Below are 25,530 nucleotides of genomic sequence, written 5' to 3' on the forward strand. Positions count from 1 at the left end.
CTGGGTAGCTAAGTGCGGAAGGGATAAGCGCTGAAAGCATCTAAGCGTGAAGCCCCCCTCAAGATGAGATTTCCCAATGAGTAAGACCCCTTGAAGACGACGAGGTTGATAGGCCTGAGGTGGAAGTGCAGCAATGTATGGAGCTGACAGGTACTAATCGGTCGAGGGCTTATCCAAAAATAACGCAAATTCGTTTCGTATCCAGTTTTCAAGGATTAATACCTTGAATTTATGGCTTGGAGAGATACCCAAGTGGCTATAAGGGGACCCTCTGCTAAGGGGTTAGACTGCGTAAGCGGTGCGAGGGTTCGAATCCCTCTCTCTCCGCCATTTGTACAAGCTGTAACTTAATATGGCGGTGTAGCTCAGCTGGCTAGAGCGTACGGTTCATACCCGTGAGGTCGGGGGTTCGATCCCCTCCGCCGCTACCATATTATCCTGGAGGCTTAGCTCAGCTGGGAGAGCATCTGCCTTACAAGCAGAGGGTCGGGGGTTCGAGCCCCTCAGCCTCCACCATCTATAAATCTTTCTTCTATTTACACCGTGCCGGTGTAGCTCAACTGGTAGAGCAACTGACTTGTAATCAGTAGGTTGGGGGTTCAAGTCCTCTCGCCGGCACCATTTTTTTTGCGGAGCCGTGGTGTAGAGGCCTAACATGCCTGCCTGTCACGCAGGAGACCGCGGGTTCGAATCCCGTCGGCTCCGCCATTTAAGTTTATTTTCACCACAAAGTGGGAAAGTGGACAACTTCACCACTTTATTTTTTTGACCAAATTGCATATGGCTCGGTAGCTCAGTCGGTAGAGCAGAGGACTGAAAATCCTCGTGTCGGCGGTTCGATTCCGTCCCGAGCCACTTCTATGTTATCCCAGGATCATTTATGATTTGCTCGGGCAACATAGGTATTATGGAGGCTTAGCGAAGTGGCCAAACGCAGCAGACTGTAAATCTGTTCTCTGACGAGTTCGGTGGTTCGAATCCATCAGCCTCCACCAGTTTTTTTTATGAGCCATTAGCTCAGTTGGTAGAGCACCTGACTTTTAATCAGGGTGTCGAAGGTTCGAGTCCTTCATGGCTCATCTCTAGAAGTCGTTAACTTTACGGTTAACGGCTTTTTTTGTGTTTTGGCGACATCGGCAATAATGGCAAGATTTACGCTTCCGGTAAAGGGTATGATAAAATAAAAATATTTAACACTACAAAGGATCGAGGGAAAGTCAGCTCATGGATATCAAATTGCTGAAGCAGCAAGTGGAGAACATCGTGGACACGTCCTTGACGGAATCGAACTGGGAGCTTGAGGCATGGAACGAGCTGGTACGGCGATCCGGGGGAAATGAATTTGGACCGTTCCATCAAGATCAACGATGGGTCTGGCTATTGAAGTATCAATCATCTTCCGTGCTTGCCTTTGAAGCGGGAGCAGAGACGATCACCGAAGCCGAAGCAAAGCTGATTCAAATGCTATTGTCTTCTGTGCACTCCCCCGTCTCTCCATCCGGCTTGAAGCGTGATGAAGAAGCGCGAAGTTTACAGTTGGGGCAATGGCTGCAAGAGAGATTGGAGCAAGGGGAACTGGCACAACAGATCCCGGAGAACATGCCAATCAAAGCCAAGCTTCGAGGGAGGTTGCTACCTTTTTTGCTGAGTTGGGAGCACCAAGGCCAAGCCATATCGTTTACCCAACTGAGTAAACTGCTTAAGAGTTATTTTGGTGGTGCCATCATACTCATTCCACTTAAAGAGGACTGGCTGATACTGCTTGGAGAAGAACTCTTCACCAGCCTAAGAGAAGAAAGCGAAGAGGCTGCCGAGACGGAAAGGGACATGCTGAGCGCGCTTTGCGAAGGGTTGTATGAGCTGATTACCAACGAATGGGTCGGTGGTTTGCATTTGTCGGTGGGAGATGTATTAATTACCGCTAATGAATTAACAACTGCTACCTTGGCATTACGGCAAACCTTGGCCTTGGGCCGGATGTTTAATGTAACCAATCAGATTCATCTGCCATGGGAATTAAAGCTGGAGCGGTTAATTGCTAGCATACCTGAGGCTGAGCGGCAAAAATTTATTGCAGAGAGCGGAGATCACAGTCACCTTTTGCAGGAAGAAGAGACCTTCACTACCCTGGAGACCTTCTTCTCTCTGGATTGCAATGTGAGCGAAACGGCCAAGCGGCTTTATATTCACCGAAATACTCTGTTATACCGATTCGACAAGTTCAAGCAGGAGACAGGACTGGATGTCCGAACCTTTGCAGATGCCGTGTTGGTCAAGCTGGAGCTATTATTGTACAAAGTGACGAAAAGGTCGTAATTTTTTTGTGCAGTTTGTGTATGGATGGGTTTTGCCCTATCGTTTAATATATAAATATAGAATGTATCCGATTTCATGAAACATAAACACAACTAATTTAACGACTTGGGAGGAATAACAAATGGCAGGCGTACGCTTAGAACACATTTTCAAAAAATATCCGGGTGCGGATAAAGCAACTGTTGCTGACATTAACCTCGATATTGCTGATAAAGAATTTTTGGTACTGGTAGGTCCGTCCGGTTGCGGTAAATCAACAACGCTCCGTATGATTGCTGGTCTGGAAGAAATTACAGAAGGTAAATTGTACATTGGCGACCGTGTCGTGAATGACGTTGCTCCGAAAGACCGCGACATCGCGATGGTATTCCAATCCTACGCTTTGTATCCACATATGAATGTGTATCAAAACATGGCGTTTGGTTTGAAACTTCGTAAAGTAAAGAAAGAAGAAATCGACCAACGTGTTCGTGAAGCTGCAAGAATTCTTGATATCGAGCATTTGCTGGATCGTAAACCAAAAGCACTTTCCGGCGGTCAACGTCAACGGGTAGCCTTGGGCCGTGCTATTGTCCGTGATCCTCAAGTCTTCCTGATGGATGAACCTCTTTCTAACTTGGATGCTAAGCTGCGTGGTCAAATGCGCGCCGAAATCACGAAATTGGTAAAACGTCTGGAAACTACTTGCATCTACGTAACACATGACCAAATCGAAGCTATGACGATGGGTGACCGTATCGTGGTTATGCATGACGGTATCATTCAACAAGCAGCTTCTCCGGAAGAACTGTACAACCAACCAAGTAACATTTTCGTAGCAGGCTTTATCGGTTCCCCTACGATGAACTTCATCCATGGTACTTTGACAGAAGAAGCAGGTGCCGTTCGTCTGAAAGCTACTAACCTGGATGTTGTTGTGCCTCAAGGTAAAGCGGCTGTACTGAAAGATAAAGGCTACATTGGTAAAGAAGTGATTATGGGTGTTCGTCCTGAGGACATTCATGAAGAGCCTGTATTCCTGGAAGCTTCCCCGCAAACTTCATTTGCAGCTAACGTGTACCTGACGGAAAACCTGGGTCACGAAATGCAATTGTACTTGAACGGTGCAGGTGGCGACGGCCTGATTGCACGTGTAGACGGACGTTCCAATACACGTGAAGGCGACAATGTTAAATTGGCGATCGATATGAACAAAATTCATATCTTCGACAAGGAAACAGAACGCAACGTATTCTACAATTAATTTTCGAAAACTTACGAAAACCGCCCTTCGGGGCGGTTTTTTTGCCGATATGCCAGTAAAATACCGCTGAATTGGCTGACAACCACAGCATTGAGGTGGCGATGATTGATTTACGGGGCATTTTCCATTACGATGAATACATTGAGCAATCCAGAAATAGGTTGAATTTATGCCTTAGGGCAGCTTATATTTGCAACCGTAGACACAATCGGACGTTCTAGGTTCCGGAGAGTGCCGGTAGGAAGGAAGAACAAATGGCTACTAAAAAGGTAAAGGTATCGGAATTGGTCAATCAGTTCGGGCTTGAGGTAATTTCCGGAGAGCAAGGATTGAAACGGCCGATTACGGTGGACGATTTATATCGCCCCGGTCTGGAAATGGCGGGTTACTTTGAATATCATCCGCCGGAGCGCGTTCAGATTTTGGGGAAAACAGAAATGGCTTTCTTTGAAATGTTGCCGCCCCAGGAGCGCAAAGATCGTATGGAGCGCTTGTGCAGCAGTGAAGAGACACCTTGCATTATTCTCACACGTTCCTGGGAGGTCCCAGATGAACTGGTGGCTATCAGTGCAGAGAAGCAAATTCCCGTGTTACGCAGCAGTATGGCGACGACGATTTTATCAAGCAGAATTACTAGCTTCCTCGAACGGAAGCTTGCCCCTACGGCGACGATCCATGGTGTTCTGGTGGACGTATATGGCGTAGGTATGCTAATTACCGGCAGCAGCGGCATCGGGAAAAGTGAAACCGCATTAGAACTGGTCAAACGTGGACACCGTCTTGTTGCTGATGATGCGGTAGAAATTCGGCAGACCTCCGATAATCAACTACATGGTACGGCACCAGAGCTCATTCGGCACCTGCTGGAAATTCGCGGCGTTGGTATTATTAACGTAATGACCTTATTTGGTGCTGGGGCGATTCGCAACAATAAGCGGATTTCGTTGGTGGTAAGGTTGGAGGCATGGCAGCAAGAGAAGCAATATGATCGTTTGGGCCTGGATGAAGAGACGACACGAATCATTGATACCGACGTGCCATTGGCCACGATTCCGGTACGTCCAGGACGGAACTTAGCAGTTATTATTGAAGTGGCGGCCATGAACTTCCGTCTGAAACGCATGGGGTATAATGCAGCCTTGCAATTTACCACTAAGCTGACGGAGACGATTGCAGAAGATATCGACGATTTGGATTAGGAGCGTGAATCATGAGCACCTTGTTATTGGACCCGATTGCCTTTTCTATCGGGAGTATAAACGTGCATTGGTATGGTTTGATTTTGGGAAGTGCGGCTTTATTCGGACTTCTGTTGGCTGTCTGGGAGGGCAAGCGATTCCAGGTTCCCCAGGAGCTGTTCATGGACTTGCTGTTGCTGGGTGTACCTTCGGCCATTATTGGCGCACGTATTTACTACGTCGCTTTTATGTGGGATGAATACAAAAATAATTTCTGGGATGTCTTCAAAATTTGGAATGGTGGGATCGCGATTTATGGTGCTCTCATCGGAGCCATTATTTGTGCGGTTATTTTCTTCAAGCGCCGTGGCTATAACTTCTGGCGGATAGCCGATATTTGTGCGCCATCCCTGATTGCAGGCCAAATGATCGGGCGCTGGGGGAACTTCGTGAATCAGGAAGCGTATGGGGGGCCTATATCCGAATCCTTCCTGCGGGATAGTCTACACCTTCCGTCATTTATCGTGAATCAAATGAATGTGCAAGGGACCTTCCATCACCCGACGTTCTTATACGAATCGTTGTGGAACCTGGCGGGCTTGGCCTTGTTATTCTTGCTGCGCAGACAGAAATTTTTGCGTGCTGGTGAGCTCTTTGCTTCCTATTTCATTTGGTATTCCATCGGGCGGTTCTATATTGAAGCATTGCGGACAGACAGCTTGGCCTTCCAAGGGGCTTCCTGGCTTGCCTCCTTCGTAGATGGCTTATGGTCTCCAATGACCTGGTTTGGCTTCGAGCAGGGTTACCTGGCTCCATCTTACGGCAATGTCCGGATATCGCAATTGGTAGCCATCGGCTTAATCGTTGCTGCGATTGCGTTCATTATCATTCGCCGCCGTAAGGTAACAGATCTGCCGTATTATAGCGACCCGATTGTATGTACAAAGGCAGCTCCCGTTAGCGTGTTGCCTGCTACTTCAGAAGCGGGGGAAGCTAGACCAGCACAAGAAACTGATGAGCATGCTGAGATTATAGTGGACAACCTGGAAGAGGAAGATAAGAAGGAGTAACGACGACATGATCGACACCGTGTTATTTGATTTGGATGGGACTATCATCAATACCAACGAGCTGATTATTGCTACATTCTTGCAAGTCATCGACAAGCATGGCTTGGGGCCTTACACGCGGGAGCAGATTATTCCGCATATGGGGACTACGTTGGAGCACCAGTTGCAAACCTTCTCTGGACAGGAGGACGTGGCCGCATTGGTCGCAGACTACCGAAAATATAATCGGGAGCGACACGATGAACTGATCGACGAGTTCCCTCATGTGAAGGAAGTGCTGGCGGAGCTTCACGAGCGTGGCGTCACGATGGGAATTGTGACCACGAAAATTAGGGAAACAACCATGCTGGCGCTTGAACGATTTGGCTTTCTTGATTACATGAAGACCATTGTTACGGTGGATGATGTCAGCCATCCCAAACCGCATCCGGAGCCGATCTTGACTGCCTTAAATGCACTACAGGCTGATCCTGCCCGAACATTAATGGTTGGGGACAGTGCGGCAGACCTTCTATGCGCCAAAGCGGCAGGGGTGCATGCTGCGGGTGTAGCCTGGTCTCTAAAGGGTGAGGCGGAGCTTCGCAAGTACGATCCCGATTATATTATCCAGGATATGACCGAACTGTATGCCATTCTCGAAGGAGAGTCGGTGAAGCCGTGAGGAAGGTAAGGAGCTATCCGGTAGAAGGCCCCAATGCATTATGGCAATTGTACCGGACAGTCAGCCCTTGGAAGGGCGTCCGCAACTTCATATTCATTCAGATCGCCCGGTATTGTCCGGTGTTATCAGTGAAGAATGCCATCTATCGCCGTATCCTTGGGGTGAAGGTTGGAGAGCACACCGCCTTTGGCCTTATGGTGATGCTGGATGTATTTTTCCCTGAGTTGATTACGATTGGCCGGAATTCCGTTATCGGGTACAATACGACAATTCTGGCGCACGAATATCTGATCAAGGAGTATCGGCTGGGCGAAGTGAATATCGGCAATGAGGTGATGATCGGAGCCAATTGCACCATTTTACCGGGTGTAACGATTGGGGACCATGCTGTAGTGGCTGCCGGATCTGTGGTACATAAGAATGTAGAGGCTGGTGCTTTTGTGGGTGGGAACCCATTACGGTCATTGGAACGCCGCAGTCTGGAGAACGAATAGGATAAGCTGTCTTATGTCAACACGACATGGGGCAGCTTTTTGCTTAAGCCTCCTTTATTTTGCATAGACAACCCTTGGGGAGTGATATAATTTAAGGTAGACATCCCATACATAATTACGGGTTTCTTCTTAATTATGCCTAGGAGTTGATGATGTGAACCAAGTAGTCAAGGAACGGTTACCGCAACTGGAGATTTTTCGGGCGCTGGCCATTTTCAGTGTAATCCAGGTTCATGCTTCTTCGTTTGCTGCCGCGGAACAGGCGCTGGACTCGCCTTTTTATTATGTGTATAACTGGATGAACATCTTCTTCAAGATCGGTACGCCGGGCTTTATATTTTTGAGCAGCTTTGTGTTGTTCTACAATTATTATGATCGGCCGATAAGCCGGAAGCTGGTGAGCAGATTTTATAAGAAACGCTTGACGTATATCATTTTGCCTTATGTTCTGGTCTCTTGCTGCTATTTTTTTCTGATTGCCATCCTCTATCATGGTTTTCTCCAAGACCCCACGATCGCTGATTTAAAATCATTAGGTACGGCTCTGCTTACAGGAACGGCCTATACTCATCTTTATTTCATCTTCATCAGCATCCAATTTTATGTGCTATTTCCTCTCTTTTTGTGGTTATTCCAGTCTTTCCGTGAAAACAGGCTGCTGTTAAGCTTGATTCTTCCCGTAGGGCTCGCCTTGCAGTGGGGGTTCTTCTTCTGGAATCGATACAGCCTGCAATTGCCAAATAAGGCGAGCATTGCTCTAACGTACATGGCATATTACATGCTGGGGGCAGTAGTGGCTATATATTTCCCGGCGGTTAAGAGCTGGCTTACTGTAAAATGGAGTGAGATGTCCAGGAGGCAGCGCACCCTTTCTACGGCATTATGGATTGGTTGGTTCATCGTGGCTTTTGCCCATGTTCATCTCTGGCTGATATACCGGAAGGGGGCTGGAGTCCCCAATTCACTCTGGTTTGAATTATTCTGGAATGTGCATTGCTTGTTGTCGTCACTGGTGCTTCTTCAAATGGCCTTTTACATTTCTCGAAGAGGTTCGGATACCTTGGTCGCATGGTTGACCCGGCTAGGTGAGTTGTCCTTTGGCATTTATTTGTTTCATCCGTTCGTCCTGTTGGTCTATCGGTGGTTCTTCAACAAGCAGGGACTACCTAGTGAATCGGTGGGCTATTTGTTGTACATTATAGGGGGCTCCTTGCTTGCGCTCATGGGGTCTTTGGTTTTCGTACAGCTTAGCTTCCGCTGGCTGCCCTTTGCTTCCTGGCTCCTGGGAAATGTTCCAGCTTCATTACGGCGCAAAAGTGGTGGCAATCAGGAGGGCCAGTCTACCCCTTCAGTAGACACCCATAGCTAACAGAGGGAACGGTGTCCGGGGCGTTGACGGTCTGAAAGTAAGTGTGATAAGATATGTCATAATCTTTAGTTTGTTAGACAATTAGCGCTTTAATGCGATAAATTAATTCTGGAGATATATTAGGGGTGAATTACTTGTCGAAACCAAAAGTATTTGAAAAACCGGCAGGCGTTCGCGACTATTTGCCGTTTGCCGTTGATAAGCTGCGTGCGATTGAGCGTCGTGTGCTGGATTGCATGGCTGGCTGGGGTTACCGGCAAATTATGACGCCAACGATGGAATATTACGATACCGTTGGGGTGGCGAGCTCCACCTCGGATCAGAAATTATTTAAGCTACTGAACAACCGCGGCACGACAATGGTGCTACGTTCAGATATGACTGCACCCATTGCTCGCGTAGTCTCCTCCTTACTGAAGGAAGAGCCGCTTCCACTGCGATTATCCTACCATGCTAATGTGTTCCGGGCGATTGAGGAGGAGGCGGGTAAGGAAGCGGAATTTTTTCAAACCGGGGTTGAACTGGTGGGAGATGATTCCGCTGATGCAGATGCCGAAGTCATCGCCTTGGCTGTCGCTTCATTGCAGGCGGCGGGCGTCAAGTCTTTCAAGATCGCTGTAGGCCATGTCGGGTTCCTTAACGGCTTGCTGGCCGAAGCGGTGCCAGGACGAGACGACATTCGCCAGGCGCTGAAGGAAGGGCTGCTCCATCGTGATTACGTTGGCTATCGGGAGATGCTGGCCGAGCTATCCTTATCCCAACAACAGCATGAGGAGCTTGAAGGAATTCTCCGGCTGCGTGGAGGCAAGGAAGTGTGTGGTCAAGCTCTGGAGTTAAGCGCCGACCCGCTTGCCCAAGCATCGGTCAAGCATTTGAGTCAGGTGTGGGATGCGCTGGAGGACTTCGGGGTAGCTGAGCATGTCATGATTGATTTGACGATGATTGGTGACTTCTCTTATTATACGGGCATGACCTTCGAGGGATATGCAGCCGAACTGGGCTTCCCGGTATGCAGCGGTGGGCGGTACGATAATTTGCTGCAACAATTCGGCAGACCTGCTCCGGCCACAGGATTCTCCCTGAAGACGAACCGGATCCTTGACGGCGTTCACGGCCTGGACAGCGAAGCGGAACTGCCGGTGGTATTGCAATATGACGTGGTCAATCGGAAACGTGCCTTTGCAGAAGCCGAGCGGCTTCGCCAGGAAGGAAAAAGTGTCTTGATGAGACATGTTGCAAGCCTAGGGGATTTGCTGGCATCAGGACAAGGCGGGGAACGGCGGCCGGGACCGCTGGGACCCTTGTATGGAGACATTCTGACCTTTGTGAGCTTCTAAAGCAGAGGTCCAGTCTCCCAGTCTGAAAGGAGGGCCATCTAGTGGGCCAGATTATAAAAGTAGCCATGCCCAAAGGGCGTATTTATAAGAAAGCATCGATCTTGTTTCGTGAGGCAGGTATTCTCATTCCAGGAGATGTGGATGATTCGCGCAAGCTGGTTATACCACTGCCGGAGATCGGTATGGAGTTCATTCTGGCCAAACCGGTGGACGTACCCACCTATGTTGAATACGGGGTCGCTGATATCGGGATTGTGGGCAAGGATGTATTAATGGAAGAGGAACGGGACGTATATGAGTTACTGGATCTTGGTATTGCCCGTTGCCGGATGTCTGTCATTGCACTGCCGGATTGGAAGCCGGGGATACAGCAGCGAGTGGCGACCAAGTATCCAAACGTGGCCTCAAGATTCTTCCGTGAGCAAGGACAGCAGGTGGAAGTGATCAAGCTGAACGGTTCCATTGAGCTGGCACCCCTGATTGGTCTTGCGGATCGGATTGTCGATATGGTAGAAACCGGGCAAACGTTAAAAGAGAATGGACTGGTTGAGCGGGAACAGCTCTTTGAAATTACCAGCCGCTTGATTGCGAATCGGGTAAGCTATCGGATGAAGAATGCAGAGATTCAGACGGTATGCGATGCGCTAAGTAAAGTGATTGGGCGGGATCAGGTCAAGCAAGGCTAAGCAAATGGAACGAACAGCGTGGTGAACAAGTTGCCGAAGAGCGGTGACAGCGGGTGTAAGCCTATAATGGACGCAGGTGCCCTATGGGTTCACCACACTTCTAAATAGAGCAGGGGGAACGTGGGATGAAGCTGGTATCGGCAGAGGAGTTTGATTTGCGGCGGGAAGTGGAATACGGCTCGCCAGAGCAGAATGAGACGGTAAAAGCCATCGTGAAGGCAGTCAAGCAGGAAGGGGATGCGGCACTGCTTCGGTACACGAAGCAGTTTGACAAGGTAGCGCTAGAGGCTTCGCAGCTACGCGTTATGCCGGAGGAACTGGAAGCGGCTTATGCTAAGGTTGAGGCTTCCTTTGTAACGGCTATTCGGGCGGCGGCCGACCATATCCGGCAATTCCATGCCCGGCAGAAGCGCAACTCCTGGATGGACCTGCAAGCCGATGGCAGTCTGCTCGGCCAGATCATTCGGCCGCTGAAGCGAGTCGGAGTCTATGTTCCCGGCGGTAAAGCAGCCTATCCATCCTCCGTGCTGATGAACGTCATTCCTGCTCAGGTGGCAGGCGTACCGGAGATTGTGATGGTGACGCCGCCAGCGACCGGCGGCAAGGAAAGGATCGACCCGTATATTCTCGTCGCCGCCGCTGAGGCGGGCGTACATGAGATCTACCGGGTCGGCGGGGCGCAAGCGGTGGCGGCACTCGCTTACGGCACCGACACGATTGCCCCGGTCGATAAAATTTGCGGACCGGGCAACATCTACGTCGCGCTAGCCAAGCGCGAGGTGTACGGCGTCGTCGATATCGACAGTATCGCCGGACCGAGTGAAATCGCCGTCCTGGCCGACGATACAGCAGATGCCGCCTATGTGGCGGCAGATCTGCTGTCGCAGGCGGAGCATGACGAGATGGCTTCGGCGATTCTCGTGACCCCGTCCGAGACGTTCGCCAAGGCTTGTCAGGCCGAGGTGGAGCGTCAGTTGGCCGAATTGCCGCGCAAGGAGATCGCGGGCGCGTCGATAGAACAGTACGGCGCTATTCTGCTGGTCGATTCGATTGAGGCGGGTATCGATGTGATCAATAAGCTGGCGCCGGAGCATTTTGAGCTAATTGTGGACAATCCGATGGGGTATTTGGGGTTGATCGAGAACGCTGGCGCAATCTTCCTTGGTCCCTATAGCTCTGAACCGGTGGGCGACTATTTTGCCGGACCGAATCATATCATTCCAACCAATGGTACGGCGAGATTCTCATCGCCGGTGGATGTGGATGATTTTATCAAAAAGTCCAGTGTGATTTATTATAGTAAGGAAGCGTTGCTGGAGAACGGGGCTACCATTATGGAACTGGCCCGGCGCGAAGGGCTGGAGGGCCACGCTCGCGCCATTGAAGTGCGGCTGCGTCAAGAAGGAAAGGCAGGGGGATTACAATGACAACCCATAATGAAAATGTGATCGTACGGGAATCCAGCGTTAGCCGGACTACCAATGAGACGGATATCAAATTGAGCTTTGCGGTCGATGGCCGTGGCGAAGCCAAGCTGGAGACGGACGTACCATTCCTGAATCATATGCTGGATTTGTTCACCAAGCACGGACAATTCAACCTGGCTGTGGAAGCGCGGGGAGATATTGAGATTGATGACCATCATACGGTGGAGGATATCGGGATTTGTCTGGGACAAGTAATCCGGGAAGCGCTGGGCGACAAGAAGGGCATTAAGCGGTATGCCAGCGTTTTTATCCCTATGGATGAGGCCTTGGCTCAAGTGGTCATTGATATCAGCAATCGGCCTCACTTCGAGTATCGGGCAGAGTATCCGTCAGACCGCGTAGGCAGCTTCGATGTGCAACTGGTGCAAGAGTTCCTGTGGAAGCTGGCGCTCGAGGCGCGGATTACGCTGCATGTGATTGTGCATTACGGACAGAATACGCACCACATGATCGAAGCGGTCTTCAAGGCGCTCGGACGGGCGCTGGATGAGGCAACGACCATCGATCCGCGCGTCAGCGGGGTGCCATCGACGAAGGGAGTGCTATAGCCCATGAGAATCGCCATCGTCGATTATGGCATGGGCAACCTGCACAGCGTAGGCAAAGCGGTGGAGCGCCTTGGCTATGAGGGCTTCGTCACGGGAGACGAAGCCCAGATTGTTGCGGCAGACGGCGTGATTCTGCCGGGCGTCGGGGCCTTTGGCGATGCGATGGAGCATCTGCGAGCCACTGGGCTGGACCGCGTAGTGCGGACGGTAGCCGCCAGCGGCACGCCGCTGCTCGGCATCTGCCTCGGGATGCAGCTACTCTTCGCGGAGAGCGAAGAGTATGGGCGCAACGAGGGGCTGGGCTTGCTGCCGGGCAAGGCGGTCCGGTTTGCCGGCACCGAAGGGTACAAGGTGCCGCATATGGGCTGGAACCGGCTGGAGTTTCGCCAGCCGGAGAACCCGCTGCTCCAGGGCCTGGAGGAAGGACATGTGTACTTCGTCCACTCCTTCCATGTGCTGCCGGAGCAGCCGGAGGATTTGCTGGCCGTGACAGACTACGGCCACCCGGTTACGGCCATTGTGGGCCGTGCCAATGTGCTGGGCATGCAGTTCCACCCCGAGAAGAGTGGAGCGCTGGGAATGGCGCTGCTGCGCAACTTCCTGGCCTTGGTGGAACGACAAGAAGGCTGAGTCTAACGTACGTTGCGGCACAGTGCAGCCACGTTCATGACAGCTTGGTTGGCGGCAGGCGGGATGTGCTTGTCCAGGGTGAGGGTGAACCCGGGCTGCATGCCGCATGCGCGCAAACCAAGCTGTACACGTCTATTATGAGAGCATAGATACAGGAGGGAATCACGATGTCATCATTTATCATATACCCGGCTATCGATATTCGCGGAGGCCAGTGTGTCAGATTGGTTCAAGGCGATTATGACCGTGAGACGGTATATAATGCCGATCCGCTAGAGGTGGCACGTTCCTGGGAAGCCCAGGGCGGTTCGTTTATTCACTTGGTAGATTTGGATGGGGCCAAGGCCGGCCATCCGGTAAATGACGAATTAATCGGGCGCATTGCCAGCAGTGTTCAGGTTCCGGTACAAGTTGGCGGGGGACTTCGGACGGTGGAGGATGTACGGCATCTGCTGTCGCTTGGCGTTAGCCGGGTGATCATCGGTACGGCAGCCATTGAGGATCGGGCCTTCACCGAGGCGGTGCTGGGCGAGTACGGGGACCAGGTAGCTATTGGGATCGACGCGAGAAATGGACTGGTGGCTACGCGCGGCTGGCTGGAAACGTCCGAGGTACAGGCGGAGGTATTGGCCAAGGAACTGGCGGCGAAGGGAGCCGAGACTTTTATCTTCACGGATATTTCCCGGGATGGCATGATGCAGGGACCTAATGTGGAGGCAATCCGTTCACTAGCCAAAGCGTCGGGGAAAACGGTCATTGCTTCCGGGGGCGTCACGGTTCAGGATGATTTGCTGCGGTTAGCGGAATATGCCGATCAAGGTATCGGTGGCGCGATTGTGGGCAAAGCGCTGTATACGGGTAATATTCAACTGGCTGAGGCCATTAAGGCCGTCCAAGCCGGGAGATAAAGTTACTCTTAAGTGACGGGAAAAGTTCTGAACTGATTATAGAAAGGAAGTTGAACCAGATGCTCGCAAAGCGAATCATTCCCTGTCTGGATGTGAAGGATGGCCGGGTCGTCAAAGGGGTTAACTTCGTCAACCTGCGCGACGCCGGGGACCCGGTGGAGTTAGCAGCCCTATATGACCGCGAAGGTGCGGACGAGCTTGTATTTCTTGATATCTCTGCCTCGCACGAAGGGCGGGCGACGATGGTGGAAGTGGTCAAGCAAACGGCCGGGGAGATCGCTATTCCTTTTACTGTAGGTGGCGGGATTTCTCAGGTTGAGGATATGAAGCGCCTGCTGCGGGCCGGTGCGGACAAGATCGGGATTAATACGGCGGCGGTGCTGAATCCGGAGCTTATTGCGGATGGGTCACGTCGCTTCGGTGCTCAGTGTATCGTGGTGGCGGTGGATGCCAAGTATAATGCGGACTGGGAAGAATGGGAAGTGTACACCCATGGTGGACGCAAACCGACAGGAATTCGTGCGCTGAATTGGGTACGGGAGGTAGAGAAGCGGGGAGCGGGCGAGATTCTGCTCACCAGCATGGATGCGGATGGTACCAAGGATGGCTTTGACTTGCCGCTTACGAGCGCTGTTAGCCGGGCTGTCGGCATTCCGGTAATCGCTTCGGGCGGAGCCGGGAAGATGGAGGATTTCTACGAGGTATTTATGGAAGGCCAGGCCGATGCGGCGCTGGCGGCGACGATTTTTCATTATAAAGAAATGGCGATACCGGACTTGAAAAAAGACCTGAAGGTCAAAGGGGTGGAGATACGATGAGCGTAGCGGGTGAACAACCGTTGCAGTTGCTGGTGTCTGTAGAGGAATTGAATGGAGCAATCAAGTGGGATGCGGACGGATTAGTCCCGGCTGTGGTCCAGGATGCGGATAGCAAGGAAGTGCTGATGATGGCTTATATGAACCAGGAATCGCTGCGCAAGTCCGTGGAGACGGGATTCACCTGGTTCTGGAGCCGCTCACGTAGCGAGCTTTGGAACAAAGGGGCGACCTCTGGCAATACACAGCGAATCACGGCGCTGCACTACGATTGCGACGGCGATACGCTGTTGGTAGAGGCGCAGTCGGCGGGCCCTGCCTGTCACACCGGTGAGCGGACCTGCTTCTACCGCACGGCGGCCGTTGCCAACGATACTGAATCGAAGGTGACTGAAGGAAGTGAGCTGGCGCGGTTCAAGGTGCTGGCCGAACTGGAGCAGTTAATTGCCGAGCGTGACGCTGAGCGTCCAGAAGGCGCGTATACGACGTATCTGTTCGAGAAGGGCATCGACAAGATTCTCAAGAAGGTGGGCGAGGAGACGGCTGAATCGATCATCGCTGCCAAAAATGGGGATAATGACGAGCTTCGTTACGAGGTTAGCGATCTGATCTACCATCTGCTGGTGCTGCTGCGCGAACGCAAGCTGCCGTTGGACGAGGTTATGCAAGAGCTGGAGCGGCGCCATGAACGGCCGCGCCGGGATTAAGGGGGCGCTTGTCTCATGTTGATCGACTATCATACACATCATGAACGGTGCGGGCACGCTGTTGGCAAGCTGGAGGAATATATTCAGCAAGGTATAGCGATCGGCTTGTCCCACATCGGGGTATCCGATCATATGCCGCTCTTGCATGTGGACCCGGCGACCTATTATTCCGAGGTGGCGATGCCCATGGAGGAATTGCCACGTTACGTGGAGGAAGCCTTCGCATTGAAGGAGAAATACCGGGGACAGATTGATGTCAGAGTCGGCCTGGAAGGTGACTATGTAGAGGGCTGGGAAGCGGACATTAGCAAGCTGATCCAAATGTATCCATGGGACTATGTGATTGGCTCCGTTCATTTTCTTGGAGAATGGGATGTGACGGATTACCGGCAAGTACACCATTGGGAAGGGCAGGACGCACTCACGATCTATCGTCGCTACTTTGAGGCGGTAGCCAAGGCCGCGGCCACGGGCTTCTACGATATCATGGGTCATTTGGACGCGATAAAAAGATTCAAGCATAAGCCTGGCGCTGAGTCGGAGCAAGCTGTGATAGAACTGGAGCGCACAGCGTTGAACGCGGTGGCTAAAGCAGGCGTTGCTATGGAATTGAACGCCTCTGGCTTATCCAAGCCTTGTGCGGAGATGTTCCCTAGCCAGCGGATCTTGCAAGGGGCCATTGAACGGGGTATTCCACTGACGTTAGGGTCAGATGCTCATGATCCTCAGAAGCTGGGAGAGCATCTGGATACGGCAAGAGAACTGCTGTACCGCTTGGGCGTACGGGAGGTTGCCACCTTCGAGGGAAGACGGAGAACTATGATTGCCCTGGATTGTGACTGAGGGCGGAGTGAACCCGGGGCTTGCTACGCTGGACGCTACTTGAAAATGGATGTACGATAAAGACGAGAATGTGTTACACGAGGTTGAGCTCGCACTATAATTCAATCTATTTGAGGAGTGAAACAGGTGGGGTCCAAGATGCGTATTTTTTCCGGTTCGTCCAACCCAAGGCTGGTATCTGATATTTGTGAGCGCCTAGGCGTGGAGCCCGGAAAGGTCAAGCTATCGCGCTTCAAGAGCGGCGAGATTTATGTCCACTATGAGGAGAGCATCCGTAATTCCGACGTGTTTCTGGTGCAGTCGTTAGCACATCCGATTAATGAGTTATTTGTCGAGCTGTTGGTGATGATTGATGCGGCGAAGCGGGCTTCCGCTCGAACAGTGAACATCATTATGCCGTATTACGGTTATGCCCGGCAGGAGCGCAAGTCCGCACCACGGGAGCCAATCTCGGCAAAGATGCTAGCTGATGTGCTGACTACGGCAGGGGCCAGCCGAGTGGTGACTATCGATTTGCACGCTCCCGCAATACAAGGCTTCTTCAATATTCCGGTGGATCATTTAACGGCGCTGGATTTAATGACCGATTACCTGAAGGCGCAAAATATCCCGAACCCTGTCATTGTCTCACCCGATGCCGGACGAGCCTCTATGGCGGAGAAGCTGGCCAACGGGCTGGATTCTCCGTTTGCTATTATGATCAAGAAGCGGCCTTCGCATAATGAATCAGTTATCACGCACGTTATTGGTGATGTTGCCGGGCATACGCCCATCATTATTGAGGATTTGATCGATACAGGCACGACCATCGTGAATGTGGTAGAAGGCTTGAAGGAGCGCGGAGCTACAGATGCTTATGTGTGCGCTACCCACGGGCTGTTCTCCGGGGAGGCGCTGGAGAAGCTACAGCATCCTAATATCCGGCAGGTCGTGGTCACAGACTCGATTGACCAGCCTGAACTGCATTCCGCTCATATTCAGGTGCTATCTGTCGCCCCGATGCTGGCCCGAGCGACCCAGTTCATTATGGAGGGCGGATCAATCGCAGCTTTGTTTAAGGACCGGGGGATTTAACTCTCCTGAGCGCTTATATTTCAAAATCAGTTGGAGGGCGTCCTTCAACTGATCAGGCTAGCCGAATTCTGGCTGGCCTTTTTAATTTAACTCTTCTTTGGCGGTTGTCCCTTCCGCTTGGCTTGAGCCTTCTCCATATTCTCCTCGGCGCGAAAACGAACGATTTGTCGAATTAAGTCCAGAGGGAGTGGTTGTTCGATAGGAAACTGTATCGATCCTTTGGCATGCTTGTAGCCAGTTAGCTGATCCTGAAATTTCTCGATACCGCTAGGGGCAGGATAGAAGCCGATATGCTTCTTATAGGCGGCGTAATGCACCAGGTTGGTGCCAGCAAGGGCGAAGGTAGGCATCTGATAGCTAATTTTTTCAGTAGCTTCGGGAGCAGCTTCGCGAATAGCACCGCGAATTTGCTGCAATTTCTCCTGAATATTCGGCGGCCATAGGGCCATGTAATCTTCTATGGTGGACAGTGGGGGCGTATTTTCTTTCATAGCGTACCTCCTCCTCCTTATTTTCTCCTCTTATTATGACTAAACAAAGACCAGACCAGAACAATAAATAATCCTAATACGATGCCAGTAACTACAATATTTTCCCATAAAATAGTCATAACGGAAATAAGTTTCTCCTCTCGCATAAGCCTTATAATCCCGCTTACCGTCCTGTTTATATTCGCTTGGGCTAATTTATTTTCCTTCCTCTTCCGTAAAGTCCGCTATTTTCCGACAGGATTCCTCGTGGGAGGACAGCTTATACTATGGTATACTTTGGGGTGATGGAAGATTAAGTACGCTATAAAGGGGAGGTGCCTTGCTTGAAGGGAAACAAGCGACCGGCCGGAAAAAAACGGGGGAAAGTGCTGCCGATCTCGATGGATGCGGGATTTTTCTTCGAGAGAGCCGTTTTCTCATTGGATCGCTACCGCTATGACAAGGCATTGAAGTATTTTCGTAAAGCTGTAGAATATGAGCCGGGTAATCCGGTGAATCACTGCAATATGGCGGGCATCTTGTCCGAAATGGGAGATTACGAGGGCTCCAATGCTGTGCTGAAGACGGTTCTGGAGGAGATAGACCCGGGGATGACGGAGTGCTATTTCTATATGGCTAATAACTATGCAAATCTGGATTTGTTCGAAGCGGCAGAGGAAGCGCTAGTCACTTATTTGGAGCAGGATGAGAGCGGTCAATTTCTGGATGAAGCCGAAGAGATGGTTGATCTGCTGCAAGTTGAGTTGGAGCGACCAGCTAGACTCCGGGGTATTAAATCCCGGCAAGGAGTATATGAGCATGATCAAGCGCGTTCCTTGCTGGAGGATGGCAAGTTCACCCAAGCGGTGAGTCTGCTAGAACAGTTGGTGCAGCAGCAGCCTGATTTCTTGGCGGCACGCAACAACCTGGCCTTGGGTTACTATTATCTTGGCCTGTTCCGCAAGGCGCTGGATACCGTGGAAGAAGTGCTGGCCCAGGACGGAAGCAACCTGCATGGCTTGTGTAATCTGGCTATATTCTATCAGCATGCCGGAGAGAGCGAGGCTTTGGAAGAGCTTGCGAATCAACTGGCTAGTATTATTCCATTCCACGAGGAGCACGTATTTAAGCTGGCGACGACAATGGGGATTTTGGGCCGTCATGAGGAGGCGTTTCACCATTTCGACCGTTTGCTGAAGAGCTTTAGTATTCCCAAGGATGCCTGCCTTTTCCATTATGCAGCGGTGGCTGCTTACCATACAGGTCGTTCCAGGCAAGCGCGCAAGCTTTGGAGCAAGGCTAGAGGGCTTGATCCGCAGGCGGGAGTGGCTGATTTCTATTTGAATCGCCTTATTGCTGAGCGAGAGGGAGGTCCGGTGGATTCGCTGCCGGTCAATTACCAGTACCTGTTGCCTTTCGAGGAGCAGTTCAAACGCTGGGAGTTGGAAGAAGAGGGCTTACCTTCCGAGGTGAAGGACAATCCGCTGATTCGCTCCTCCTTCTTCTGGGCATTACGTCACGGCGATGCTCGCACCAAGTTGCAGGTTATTCAGGCACTGGGCCTGATTGCTGATCAGGAGGTTGAGGAAGCGTTACAAGCTTTCTTATTGGAGCCCGACGAAGATGCTTATTTGAAAGAGATGGCTTTGTTTGTGCTTCGCAGTCTCGGTGTCAGTAAGCCGTTGCCTGTTCGCTCAGGCAGTACGACGCGAATGGTCGACCCTAGCCGGGCCTCTACAGAGCTGCCAGTGTGGCGGAGCGAGTGGCAAGCCGTGGTAGATTTGGCTATAGAGCATATGAAACGAAGCTTTGACCTCCAACAGCAGCACGATATGGAGACATTGTGGGTCGATTTTATTACCCGGTTATATCCCGAGGCGCCGGCGATTACTCATTTGGAGGGCTGGGCGGCGGCGTTGGAATACTTGACGGCCAAGATGCACGGGCGTTATGTCACCTATGAGCAGGTAGCTAAGCAATACAATATATCTGCCTCAACAGCCAGCCGTTATGTACGCCGAGTAGATGAAGTATGCGGTGTGAAGGAGAAGATTGAGGCCATTTTTCCATCCGTTCAGTAGGTAGATGAGGGTAAAGCTGTTCCGACTTGGGGAAAACTTGATAGGTAGTGTCTATGTAGGACCTGTGAGAGACCATCCTGAGGAGGTAGGGAAGATGCATAAGACAGTGGTTATTGGTACCGGGCCTGCCGGACTGACGGCAGCGATTTATTTAGCAAGAGCGAATCTTAGCCCAATTGTCATTGAGGGGCTGGAGCCGGGAGGACAACTCACCACGACAACGGAGGTTGAGAATTTCCCCGGGTTCCCCGAAGGCATTCAAGGGCCAGAGCTTATGGATCATATGCGTAAGCAAGCCGAGCGGTTTGGGGCTGAATTTGTCACGGGCTGGGTGGAAAGCGTGGACTTCTCTGGACAACCCTTTCAGGTGAAGCTGGAAGGCGGTAAGACGCTGGAAGCCTCATCCGTCATTATCTCTACGGGGGCTTCGGCCAAGTATTTAGGCATTCCTGGCGAGCAAGAAAATGTAGGCCGGGGTGTCAGCACCTGTGCGACTTGCGATGGCTTCTTCTTCCGCAGCAAGAAGCTGCTGGTTATCGGGGGCGGCGACTCTGCAATGGAGGAAGCGAATTTCTTGACGAGGTTCGCATCTGAGGTTACGGTGGTGCATCGGCGCGAAGAACTGCGTGCTTCGAAGATTATGCAGGAACGGGCACGGGCCAATGAAAAAATCGCCTGGGCGTTGAACCGTGCGCCGCTGGAAGTAGTTACGGCCGAGGGAATCGTCAAGGGGTTAAAGGTTCGTCATAACGAGAGCGGCCAAGAGGAATTGCTGGAGGCAGATGGCATATTCGTAGCTATTGGTCATACGCCCAATACGAAGTTCCTGAATGGAGCCGTCGAGACGGACGGGTTAGGTTATATCGTCGTGAAGCCGGGGACGACGGAGACGAACGTACCGGGGGTATTTGCCTGCGGAGACGTGCAGGATACCCGTTATCGGCAGGCGATTACCGCAGCGGGGTCAGGCTGTATGGCGGCTATGGATTGTGAGAAGTTCCTGGAGGGCAGCATGGTCCATGATTGGAGTGGACTGGCAGGCTCGTAAGGCTTGTAAAATGATGAAAAAGGATGCTGGCGACACGTGAATGTGCGCTGTGCATCCTTTTTTATATGCGTTATTGTTACGTTACAGCCAGCCGTTCTCCTCCGCCAACCGTACCGCCTCAATTCGGCTCCCTACTGCGAGTTTACTGAGAATTTCCGAGATGTAGTTGCGAACCGTACCATGGGAAAGGTGCAGGGTGGCCGCGATATCTCCGGCTGTCTTTCCTCCTGCTGCCAGGCGAAGAATGTCCTGCTCGCGGGAGGTGAGCGGATTCTCCTGACGAACGCTACCGAAGATCAGCTCCGGCGATATTTCCCGGTGGCCGTCCATGACTCGGCGAATGGCTTCGGCCAGCCGGTCGCTGGATTCGTCCTTGAGCAAGTAGCCGTGCACGCCTGTCTTGACGGCCCGCTCGAAATAGCCAGGGCGGGCGAAGGTGGTCAAGATGATGACGCGGCAGGGTGATCCCTGCTGCTGTAAGGTCTCGGCGACATCCAGCCCGGTTTGCAGCGGCATTTCAATGTCCATCAGGCAGACATCAGGCTGAAGCGCCCCGATTAACTTAAGAGCTTCTGCCCCATCCCCGGCTTGACCAACCACCTCAAGGTCATCCTCGAGATCAAGCAGGGAGGCCAAAGCCCCTCGTAACAACCGTTGATCTTCGGCAATCAGGATGCGGATCATACAGATTCACCTTCTTTGTTGGTTTCTTTGATAATCAGCGGGATGGTGATGATAAGCCGGGTACCATGTGAGAACGAACCGGCACTGGGTGCATCTGTGGTGGCAGTGGCGTCTTCCTTGGCGAGGTGGTCTGAGGCTTGCGTCACGCTTAACGTTCCATCCATCAGCGACAAGCGTTCCGCCATTCCCTTTAAGCCGTTGCCGGGGGAAGGGTCAGCTTGTCCTAATCGGGCTTGTTCGTCTTCCGGGTGACCTTCTGCCTTGGTATAACCGCCTAGACCGATCCCATCATCTTCAATCGTCAGCCTTACCTCTGCCGGAGTCGTCTGAATCGTAATGGTGCAGCGCTTAGCCTCACTGTGCTTGACTATGTTCGTCACGGCTTCCTTGATGCACAGGCTGATGATGTTCTTGGATAAATCCGGGACCTCCGGAAGCTGCGTGCTTCCTTGCACCTGCAACATGATATCAGCGGCACTCAGAATTTCGTTCGCCTCAGCCACTGCTTCAGTAACAGTCACGGCACGCATATCGGACACCAGCTCTCGAACCTGACGGAGGGCGGCACGGGAGGTCCGCTGAATTTCCCGGGCTTCCCCCTTGGCGCGTTCGGGGTCTTTGTTGATTAACTTTTCAACCAACTGGCTCTTTAAAGTAATCAAGGACAAGGTATGACCAAGCGTATCGTGCAGATCGCGGGCAATCCGCAAGCGCTCTTCTCGTTTGACCAGTTCCTTGATGCGTTCCTGAGCGATGCCCAGGTCCTTCTCCAGTTGCATTCGCTGATTCAGGGAACGGCTGCCATTCGGGGTGATGAGCATAATGACCAGGAAGGGCAGCAGGAACAATAGATCATTGCCTTGCAGATAATGCAGCGAGAGGGCAATGGATAATAGCTGGGCCACCGCAAATCCAGCCAGCGCTGTAATGAAAGGGCGCCGTTCCAGATACCAGCCGATGAAGTAGGAACTGAAGAAGCCCATAAAGAAATTGTATGGATTATAGAAGGCGCATAGCAGAATGGTCAGTATCATTTGCAGTGCCAGCCAGCTATGAAAGGCAATACCACGGCTAACATAAAGCTGCCGGTAGGTTACAGCAAATAGGAAGACCAGGCCGATGCCAAGCAGCAGCTTGACCCCCTGCTCTCCCCGCAGATTAATGAGGGGCAGCAGTAAATAAATTGGCCAGATGTAAGGGAACCAGCCGTATTTCTTAGGAAATAATCGAAAGCTGCCTAACGCCATGATGAACTACACCGCTTCCTGTTTTTTTCGAATATAAGTGGATAGTATCATAAACAGAAACAGATAGCCCAATAAAATCAACACGTTACTCCATTCCGGGGCTTGACCGCGAATGATGGCCCATGCTCCGCTACCGAACGGGTAGGAAGGCAGCCATCTGCCGATGGCTTGCATCAGACGAGGCAGAATATCCATTGGCATCCACATGCCGCCCATGACCGCCAGAGATAAATAGAGGGCGTTGCTGATCCCGCTGGCCGTTTCCGCACGCTTCATATTGCCCACCAGTGTTCCCAGTGCTAGGAAGGGCAGAGATCCGACTAAAATCCACAGCCCGCTGTATATCCAGGTTAGCGGAGCGAGAGATACACCGTTGATAAGATACCCGGCAAGGAAGATACAGATGATAGAGAAGACGTTCATCATCATTTGCCCGAATACTTTACCCCCGAAATAAATGACTTCTGGCAGCGGGGTCATACGCATATACGTCGACCAGCCTTGGGTACGCTCCTGCACCAGCCAGATGCCCATAGTCATAATGGATGAGCCCATGACACTGAACGCGGTCATAGACATGAGGTAATGTGCCTGCCATTCTCCCGGGTTATCGCTTCCAGTATTTACGATACGGGTGAAGATTACATAGAACAAAATTGGCATCATCAGGGACCAAATGACATAGAAGGGGCTGCGGAAAATACGCAGTATTTCGGTCTTGCACAGCATCATCAGGGTTCGCATCATCGTTACATCAACTCCGTTTCTTGAGGGTTTGTCAGTTGTTCGAAGGCTTCTTCAAGCCGTCCTTGTTCAATCTGTATATTGCTTACGCGTGGCAAACCGCTTGTGAACAGGGCAGCGAGAGCGTCGTCGGTGTCGTTGGTCGTCAGGTGTATCCGGCCATCTCTGTCGTAACAATCAATCACGGGTTCGAGTTCAAGTAACCTTGCCCGCAACCTGGGTCCATCATCTTCTGCTATGAAGGAGATGGAGCGCCCTACAATCCGTGCCTTAATCTCCTCAGGAGTACCGTCTGCGATTAGACTACCTTGACTGAACAGCAGGATACGATCGGCGATATCGTCGGCTTCTTGCAGATAATGCGTCGTGAACAAAATGGTCTTGCCCTGCTTGGATAATTGCCTTACGTTGTTCCAGAATTGACGTCTTGCCTTAATATCCAACCCTACGGTCGGCTCATCCAGGAAGATCAACTCCGGGTTGCCCGCTAGGGCCAAGGCGAAGCCCAGACTCCGCTTCTGCCCCCCGGATAGCTTGTCGGCATAGCGGTTCATGTCGCCAGAGGCTAGTCCGGCAAGTCGGGCCAGCTCCGTAAGCTCCAGGGGGTTCGGGTAATAGCTGCGGACCAGTTCCAGCACCTCTTGCACCTTCAGTCGGTCCAGTACGCTGATGTCCTGAAGCATGGCGCCGGTCTTCTGACGGACGGCCCGCTCCTTTGGGGCTTGACCAAACAACCTGACGCTTCCCTCCGTGGGTTCTAGCAGCCCCAAGAGCATGGAGATTGCCGTCGTCTTCCCAGCTCCGTTAGGTCCCAGAATGGCCGTGATGCTGCCTTGGGGGATCTGAAAGCTTAGCTGATTGACGGCCTTTTTATCCCTGAATATTTTGCTGACGCCGTTCATTTCAATAATAGGTTCCATGCTATGTTCCTCCATATGTCTAAGGGATATGAGTGCGGCTTGCTGTGTTGAATTGCTTGACTTAATCATATAGGGAAGGGAGGAAGCGGGTTAGTATGGAGTGTCATAAGGTGAAGGTGACAACTGTCATGAAAAAAGTAGCGACATTAAGAACAGAGGCCTGCGCGGGTGCGCAGACCTCTGTTCTGTTGATAATAAACATGATGAATGGCCGTGGAGGCAGAGTTAAACAGCCTTGCGGCGGAAATAAAGCAAGCCAGCGGACAAGAAAATGATGAAGCTGCCGATGACGGTAATGGCAAGACTTTCATAGGGAAGGTGGGCGGCCACATAACCGCCCTCTCCCCCGCGTGGCATCATCGCTAGCAGCGGCTGGGCCCACGGGTAGAACGGCCCGATTTGGGCCGAGTTGACGATCAGCAAATTGGGAATCGTCAGCGACACGTTAACGGAGAGCGGAGCCGCAAAGCTGGACCACATCAGTGAGATGCCAAGCTGCAAGGTCACCAGCGGGAGGCAAGCGATCAGTCCACCCAGCAGACTTGTGGCAATCATGCCCCAAGGGATCGGGGCGCTCACTTGCTGAACGAACCCGACAATCAGCAAGGCGGCAAGGAATAACAGTTGCGATAAGGCCAGCAGCGTGAATACGATGAGTAGTTTGGCAAAGTAGACGGCGCCTCGCGAGATGGGCAGGACCAAGAGCTGCTTCCAGCCGCCGCCCGTATGCTCGTACCGACAGATAAATGAAGGGAACAAGCCGGCCATAATCGGCAGGAAGAGCAGCCCGTGCAGCATGGCCATAGCCATAAGCAAGGTCATCCAGGCCTCACTGTCCGGCGTATTTGACAAATCGGCAAGAACGCCGATGAGTGCGGCCAGGGTGGGACTTGCCAGCAGCACAATCCAAAGGCGGGAACGAGCCATTTTCAGGCGTTCTGCAGCGAGCACATGAATGAAGGTCTTCATG

General features: G+C 52.0%; 25 protein-coding genes, 8 tRNA genes and 1 rRNA gene. 28 read left to right on the forward strand and 6 right to left on the reverse strand.

Annotated elements, in window-relative coordinates:
- The 26 genes from BN3279_RS00670 to BN3279_RS00795 all read left to right on the forward strand — a co-directional run.
- A 23S ribosomal RNA gene (locus tag BN3279_RS00670) occupies positions 1–177 on the forward strand; the annotation flags it as partial.
- A gap of 61 nt (positions 178–238) precedes the next feature.
- Positions 239–330: transfer RNA gene (locus BN3279_RS00675), tRNA-Ser, on the forward strand.
- 24 nt (positions 331–354) lie between these two features.
- Positions 355–431: transfer RNA gene (locus BN3279_RS00680), tRNA-Met, on the forward strand.
- Between the two features lie 9 nt (positions 432–440).
- Positions 441–516: transfer RNA gene (locus BN3279_RS00685), tRNA-Val, on the forward strand.
- A gap of 29 nt (positions 517–545) precedes the next feature.
- Positions 546–621 (forward strand) — tRNA-Thr (locus tag BN3279_RS00690).
- A gap of 10 nt (positions 622–631) precedes the next feature.
- Positions 632–708 (forward strand) — tRNA-Asp (locus tag BN3279_RS00695).
- A gap of 74 nt (positions 709–782) precedes the next feature.
- Positions 783–855, forward strand: a tRNA-Phe gene (locus BN3279_RS00700).
- Between the two features lie 54 nt (positions 856–909).
- A tRNA-Tyr gene (locus BN3279_RS00705) sits at positions 910–995 on the forward strand.
- 11 nt (positions 996–1,006) lie between these two features.
- A tRNA-Lys gene (locus BN3279_RS00710) sits at positions 1,007–1,079 on the forward strand.
- 145 nt (positions 1,080–1,224) lie between these two features.
- A complete protein-coding gene (locus BN3279_RS00715; RefSeq protein ID WP_059048777.1) occupies positions 1,225–2,316 on the forward strand; it encodes a PucR family transcriptional regulator in 1,092 nt (363 codons plus the stop codon).
- 121 nt (positions 2,317–2,437) lie between these two features.
- Positions 2,438–3,559, forward strand: a complete 1,122-nt coding sequence (locus tag BN3279_RS00720) for an ABC transporter ATP-binding protein (protein WP_059048778.1) — start codon at positions 2,438–2,440, stop codon at positions 3,557–3,559.
- Positions 3,560–3,813: 254 nt separating this feature from the next.
- Positions 3,814–4,758 carry an HPr(Ser) kinase/phosphatase gene (gene hprK / locus BN3279_RS00725; RefSeq protein WP_059048779.1) on the forward strand — a complete coding sequence of 315 codons (945 nt, stop codon included), beginning with the start codon at positions 3,814–3,816 and terminating at the stop codon, positions 4,756–4,758.
- Positions 4,759–4,769: 11 nt separating this feature from the next.
- Positions 4,770–5,807: a prolipoprotein diacylglyceryl transferase gene (gene lgt / locus BN3279_RS00730; RefSeq protein WP_059048780.1), complete on the forward strand. Its 1,038-nt coding sequence runs from the start codon at positions 4,770–4,772 to the stop codon at positions 5,805–5,807.
- A gap of 7 nt (positions 5,808–5,814) precedes the next feature.
- On the forward strand, positions 5,815–6,468 hold the full coding sequence (gene ppaX, locus BN3279_RS00735) for a pyrophosphatase PpaX (RefSeq protein ID WP_059048781.1): 654 nt from the start codon (positions 5,815–5,817) through the stop codon (positions 6,466–6,468).
- The gene (locus BN3279_RS00740; protein ID WP_059048782.1) at positions 6,465–6,962 is read left to right on the forward strand and encodes an acyltransferase; all 498 of its coding nucleotides are present in this window, start codon (positions 6,465–6,467) and stop codon (positions 6,960–6,962) included. The genes ppaX and BN3279_RS00740 overlap by 4 nt, the downstream gene beginning before the upstream one ends.
- Before the next feature lie 154 nt (positions 6,963–7,116).
- Positions 7,117–8,331 (forward strand): acyltransferase, encoded by a 1,215-nt coding sequence (locus BN3279_RS00745; RefSeq protein ID WP_059048783.1) that lies wholly within the window; start codon positions 7,117–7,119, stop codon positions 8,329–8,331.
- A 134-nt stretch (positions 8,332–8,465) separates the two neighbouring features.
- The gene (locus BN3279_RS00750; RefSeq protein WP_059048844.1) at positions 8,466–9,668 is read left to right on the forward strand and encodes an ATP phosphoribosyltransferase regulatory subunit; all 1,203 of its coding nucleotides are present in this window, start codon (positions 8,466–8,468) and stop codon (positions 9,666–9,668) included.
- Between the two features lie 65 nt (positions 9,669–9,733).
- A complete protein-coding gene (hisG, locus tag BN3279_RS00755; RefSeq protein ID WP_392396819.1) occupies positions 9,734–10,354 on the forward strand; it encodes an ATP phosphoribosyltransferase in 621 nt (206 codons plus the stop codon).
- A gap of 125 nt (positions 10,355–10,479) precedes the next feature.
- On the forward strand, positions 10,480–11,781 hold the full coding sequence (hisD, locus tag BN3279_RS00760; protein ID WP_059048785.1) for a histidinol dehydrogenase: 1,302 nt from the start codon (positions 10,480–10,482) through the stop codon (positions 11,779–11,781).
- Entirely contained in the window at positions 11,778–12,389 is a 612-nt protein-coding gene (gene hisB, locus BN3279_RS00765) for an imidazoleglycerol-phosphate dehydratase HisB (RefSeq protein ID WP_059048786.1), read from the forward strand. The genes hisD and hisB overlap by 4 nt, the downstream gene beginning before the upstream one ends.
- A 3-nt stretch (positions 12,390–12,392) precedes the next feature.
- Positions 12,393–13,019: an imidazole glycerol phosphate synthase subunit HisH gene (gene hisH / locus BN3279_RS00770; RefSeq protein WP_059048787.1), complete on the forward strand. Its 627-nt coding sequence runs from the start codon at positions 12,393–12,395 to the stop codon at positions 13,017–13,019.
- A gap of 167 nt (positions 13,020–13,186) precedes the next feature.
- Entirely contained in the window at positions 13,187–13,927 is a 741-nt protein-coding gene (gene hisA / locus BN3279_RS00775; protein WP_187377710.1) for a 1-(5-phosphoribosyl)-5-[(5-phosphoribosylamino)methylideneamino]imidazole-4-carboxamide isomerase, read from the forward strand.
- Between the two features lie 59 nt (positions 13,928–13,986).
- The gene (gene hisF, locus BN3279_RS00780) at positions 13,987–14,745 is read left to right on the forward strand and encodes an imidazole glycerol phosphate synthase subunit HisF (RefSeq protein ID WP_059048789.1); all 759 of its coding nucleotides are present in this window, start codon (positions 13,987–13,989) and stop codon (positions 14,743–14,745) included.
- The gene (hisIE, locus tag BN3279_RS00785) at positions 14,742–15,449 is read left to right on the forward strand and encodes a bifunctional phosphoribosyl-AMP cyclohydrolase/phosphoribosyl-ATP diphosphatase HisIE (RefSeq protein WP_059048790.1); all 708 of its coding nucleotides are present in this window, start codon (positions 14,742–14,744) and stop codon (positions 15,447–15,449) included. Before hisF ends, hisIE begins: the two co-directional genes overlap by 4 nt.
- A 15-nt stretch (positions 15,450–15,464) precedes the next feature.
- Complete coding sequence (gene hisJ, locus BN3279_RS00790; protein ID WP_059048791.1) at positions 15,465–16,292, forward strand: histidinol-phosphatase HisJ; 828 nt, start codon at positions 15,465–15,467, stop codon at positions 16,290–16,292.
- A gap of 138 nt (positions 16,293–16,430) precedes the next feature.
- Complete coding sequence (locus BN3279_RS00795; protein ID WP_059048792.1) at positions 16,431–17,366, forward strand: ribose-phosphate diphosphokinase; 936 nt, start codon at positions 16,431–16,433, stop codon at positions 17,364–17,366.
- An 86-nt stretch (positions 17,367–17,452) separates the two neighbouring features.
- On the opposite strand, the gene BN3279_RS00800 is transcribed toward BN3279_RS00795, so the two are convergent.
- The gene (locus BN3279_RS00800; RefSeq protein ID WP_059048793.1) at positions 17,453–17,857 is read right to left on the reverse strand and encodes an iron chaperone; all 405 of its coding nucleotides are present in this window, start codon (positions 17,855–17,857) and stop codon (positions 17,453–17,455) included.
- A 323-nt stretch (positions 17,858–18,180) separates the two neighbouring features.
- Between BN3279_RS00800 and BN3279_RS00805 the strand changes: the two genes are divergently transcribed.
- Entirely contained in the window at positions 18,181–19,917 is a 1,737-nt protein-coding gene (locus tag BN3279_RS00805) for a tetratricopeptide repeat protein (RefSeq protein WP_059048794.1), read from the forward strand.
- 94 nt (positions 19,918–20,011) lie between these two features.
- A complete protein-coding gene (gene trxB / locus BN3279_RS00810; RefSeq protein WP_059048795.1) occupies positions 20,012–20,965 on the forward strand; it encodes a thioredoxin-disulfide reductase in 954 nt (317 codons plus the stop codon).
- Between the two features lie 81 nt (positions 20,966–21,046).
- On the opposite strand, the gene BN3279_RS00815 is transcribed toward trxB, so the two are convergent.
- The 5 genes from BN3279_RS00815 to BN3279_RS00835 form a co-directional block, all read right to left on the reverse strand.
- Complete coding sequence (locus BN3279_RS00815) at positions 21,047–21,649, reverse strand: response regulator transcription factor (protein ID WP_059048796.1); 603 nt, start codon at positions 21,647–21,649, stop codon at positions 21,047–21,049.
- Positions 21,646–22,896, reverse strand: a complete 1,251-nt coding sequence (locus BN3279_RS00820; RefSeq protein WP_059048797.1) for a sensor histidine kinase — start codon at positions 22,894–22,896, stop codon at positions 21,646–21,648. The genes BN3279_RS00815 and BN3279_RS00820 overlap by 4 nt, the downstream gene beginning before the upstream one ends.
- Before the next feature lie 6 nt (positions 22,897–22,902).
- Positions 22,903–23,640 (reverse strand): ABC transporter permease, encoded by a 738-nt coding sequence (locus BN3279_RS00825; protein ID WP_059048845.1) that lies wholly within the window; start codon positions 23,638–23,640, stop codon positions 22,903–22,905.
- Between the two features lie 5 nt (positions 23,641–23,645).
- The gene (locus tag BN3279_RS00830) at positions 23,646–24,560 is read right to left on the reverse strand and encodes an ABC transporter ATP-binding protein (protein ID WP_089153415.1); all 915 of its coding nucleotides are present in this window, start codon (positions 24,558–24,560) and stop codon (positions 23,646–23,648) included.
- A gap of 225 nt (positions 24,561–24,785) precedes the next feature.
- Positions 24,786–25,529 carry an ABC transporter permease gene (locus BN3279_RS00835; RefSeq protein ID WP_059048799.1) on the reverse strand — a complete coding sequence of 248 codons (744 nt, stop codon included), beginning with the start codon at positions 25,527–25,529 and terminating at the stop codon, positions 24,786–24,788.
- Between the last annotated feature and the right edge of the window lies 1 nt (position 25,530).

Source organism: Paenibacillus senegalimassiliensis (assembly GCF_001486585.1).
In the GTDB taxonomy this organism is placed as follows: domain Bacteria; phylum Bacillota; class Bacilli; order Paenibacillales; family Paenibacillaceae; genus Fontibacillus; species Fontibacillus senegalimassiliensis.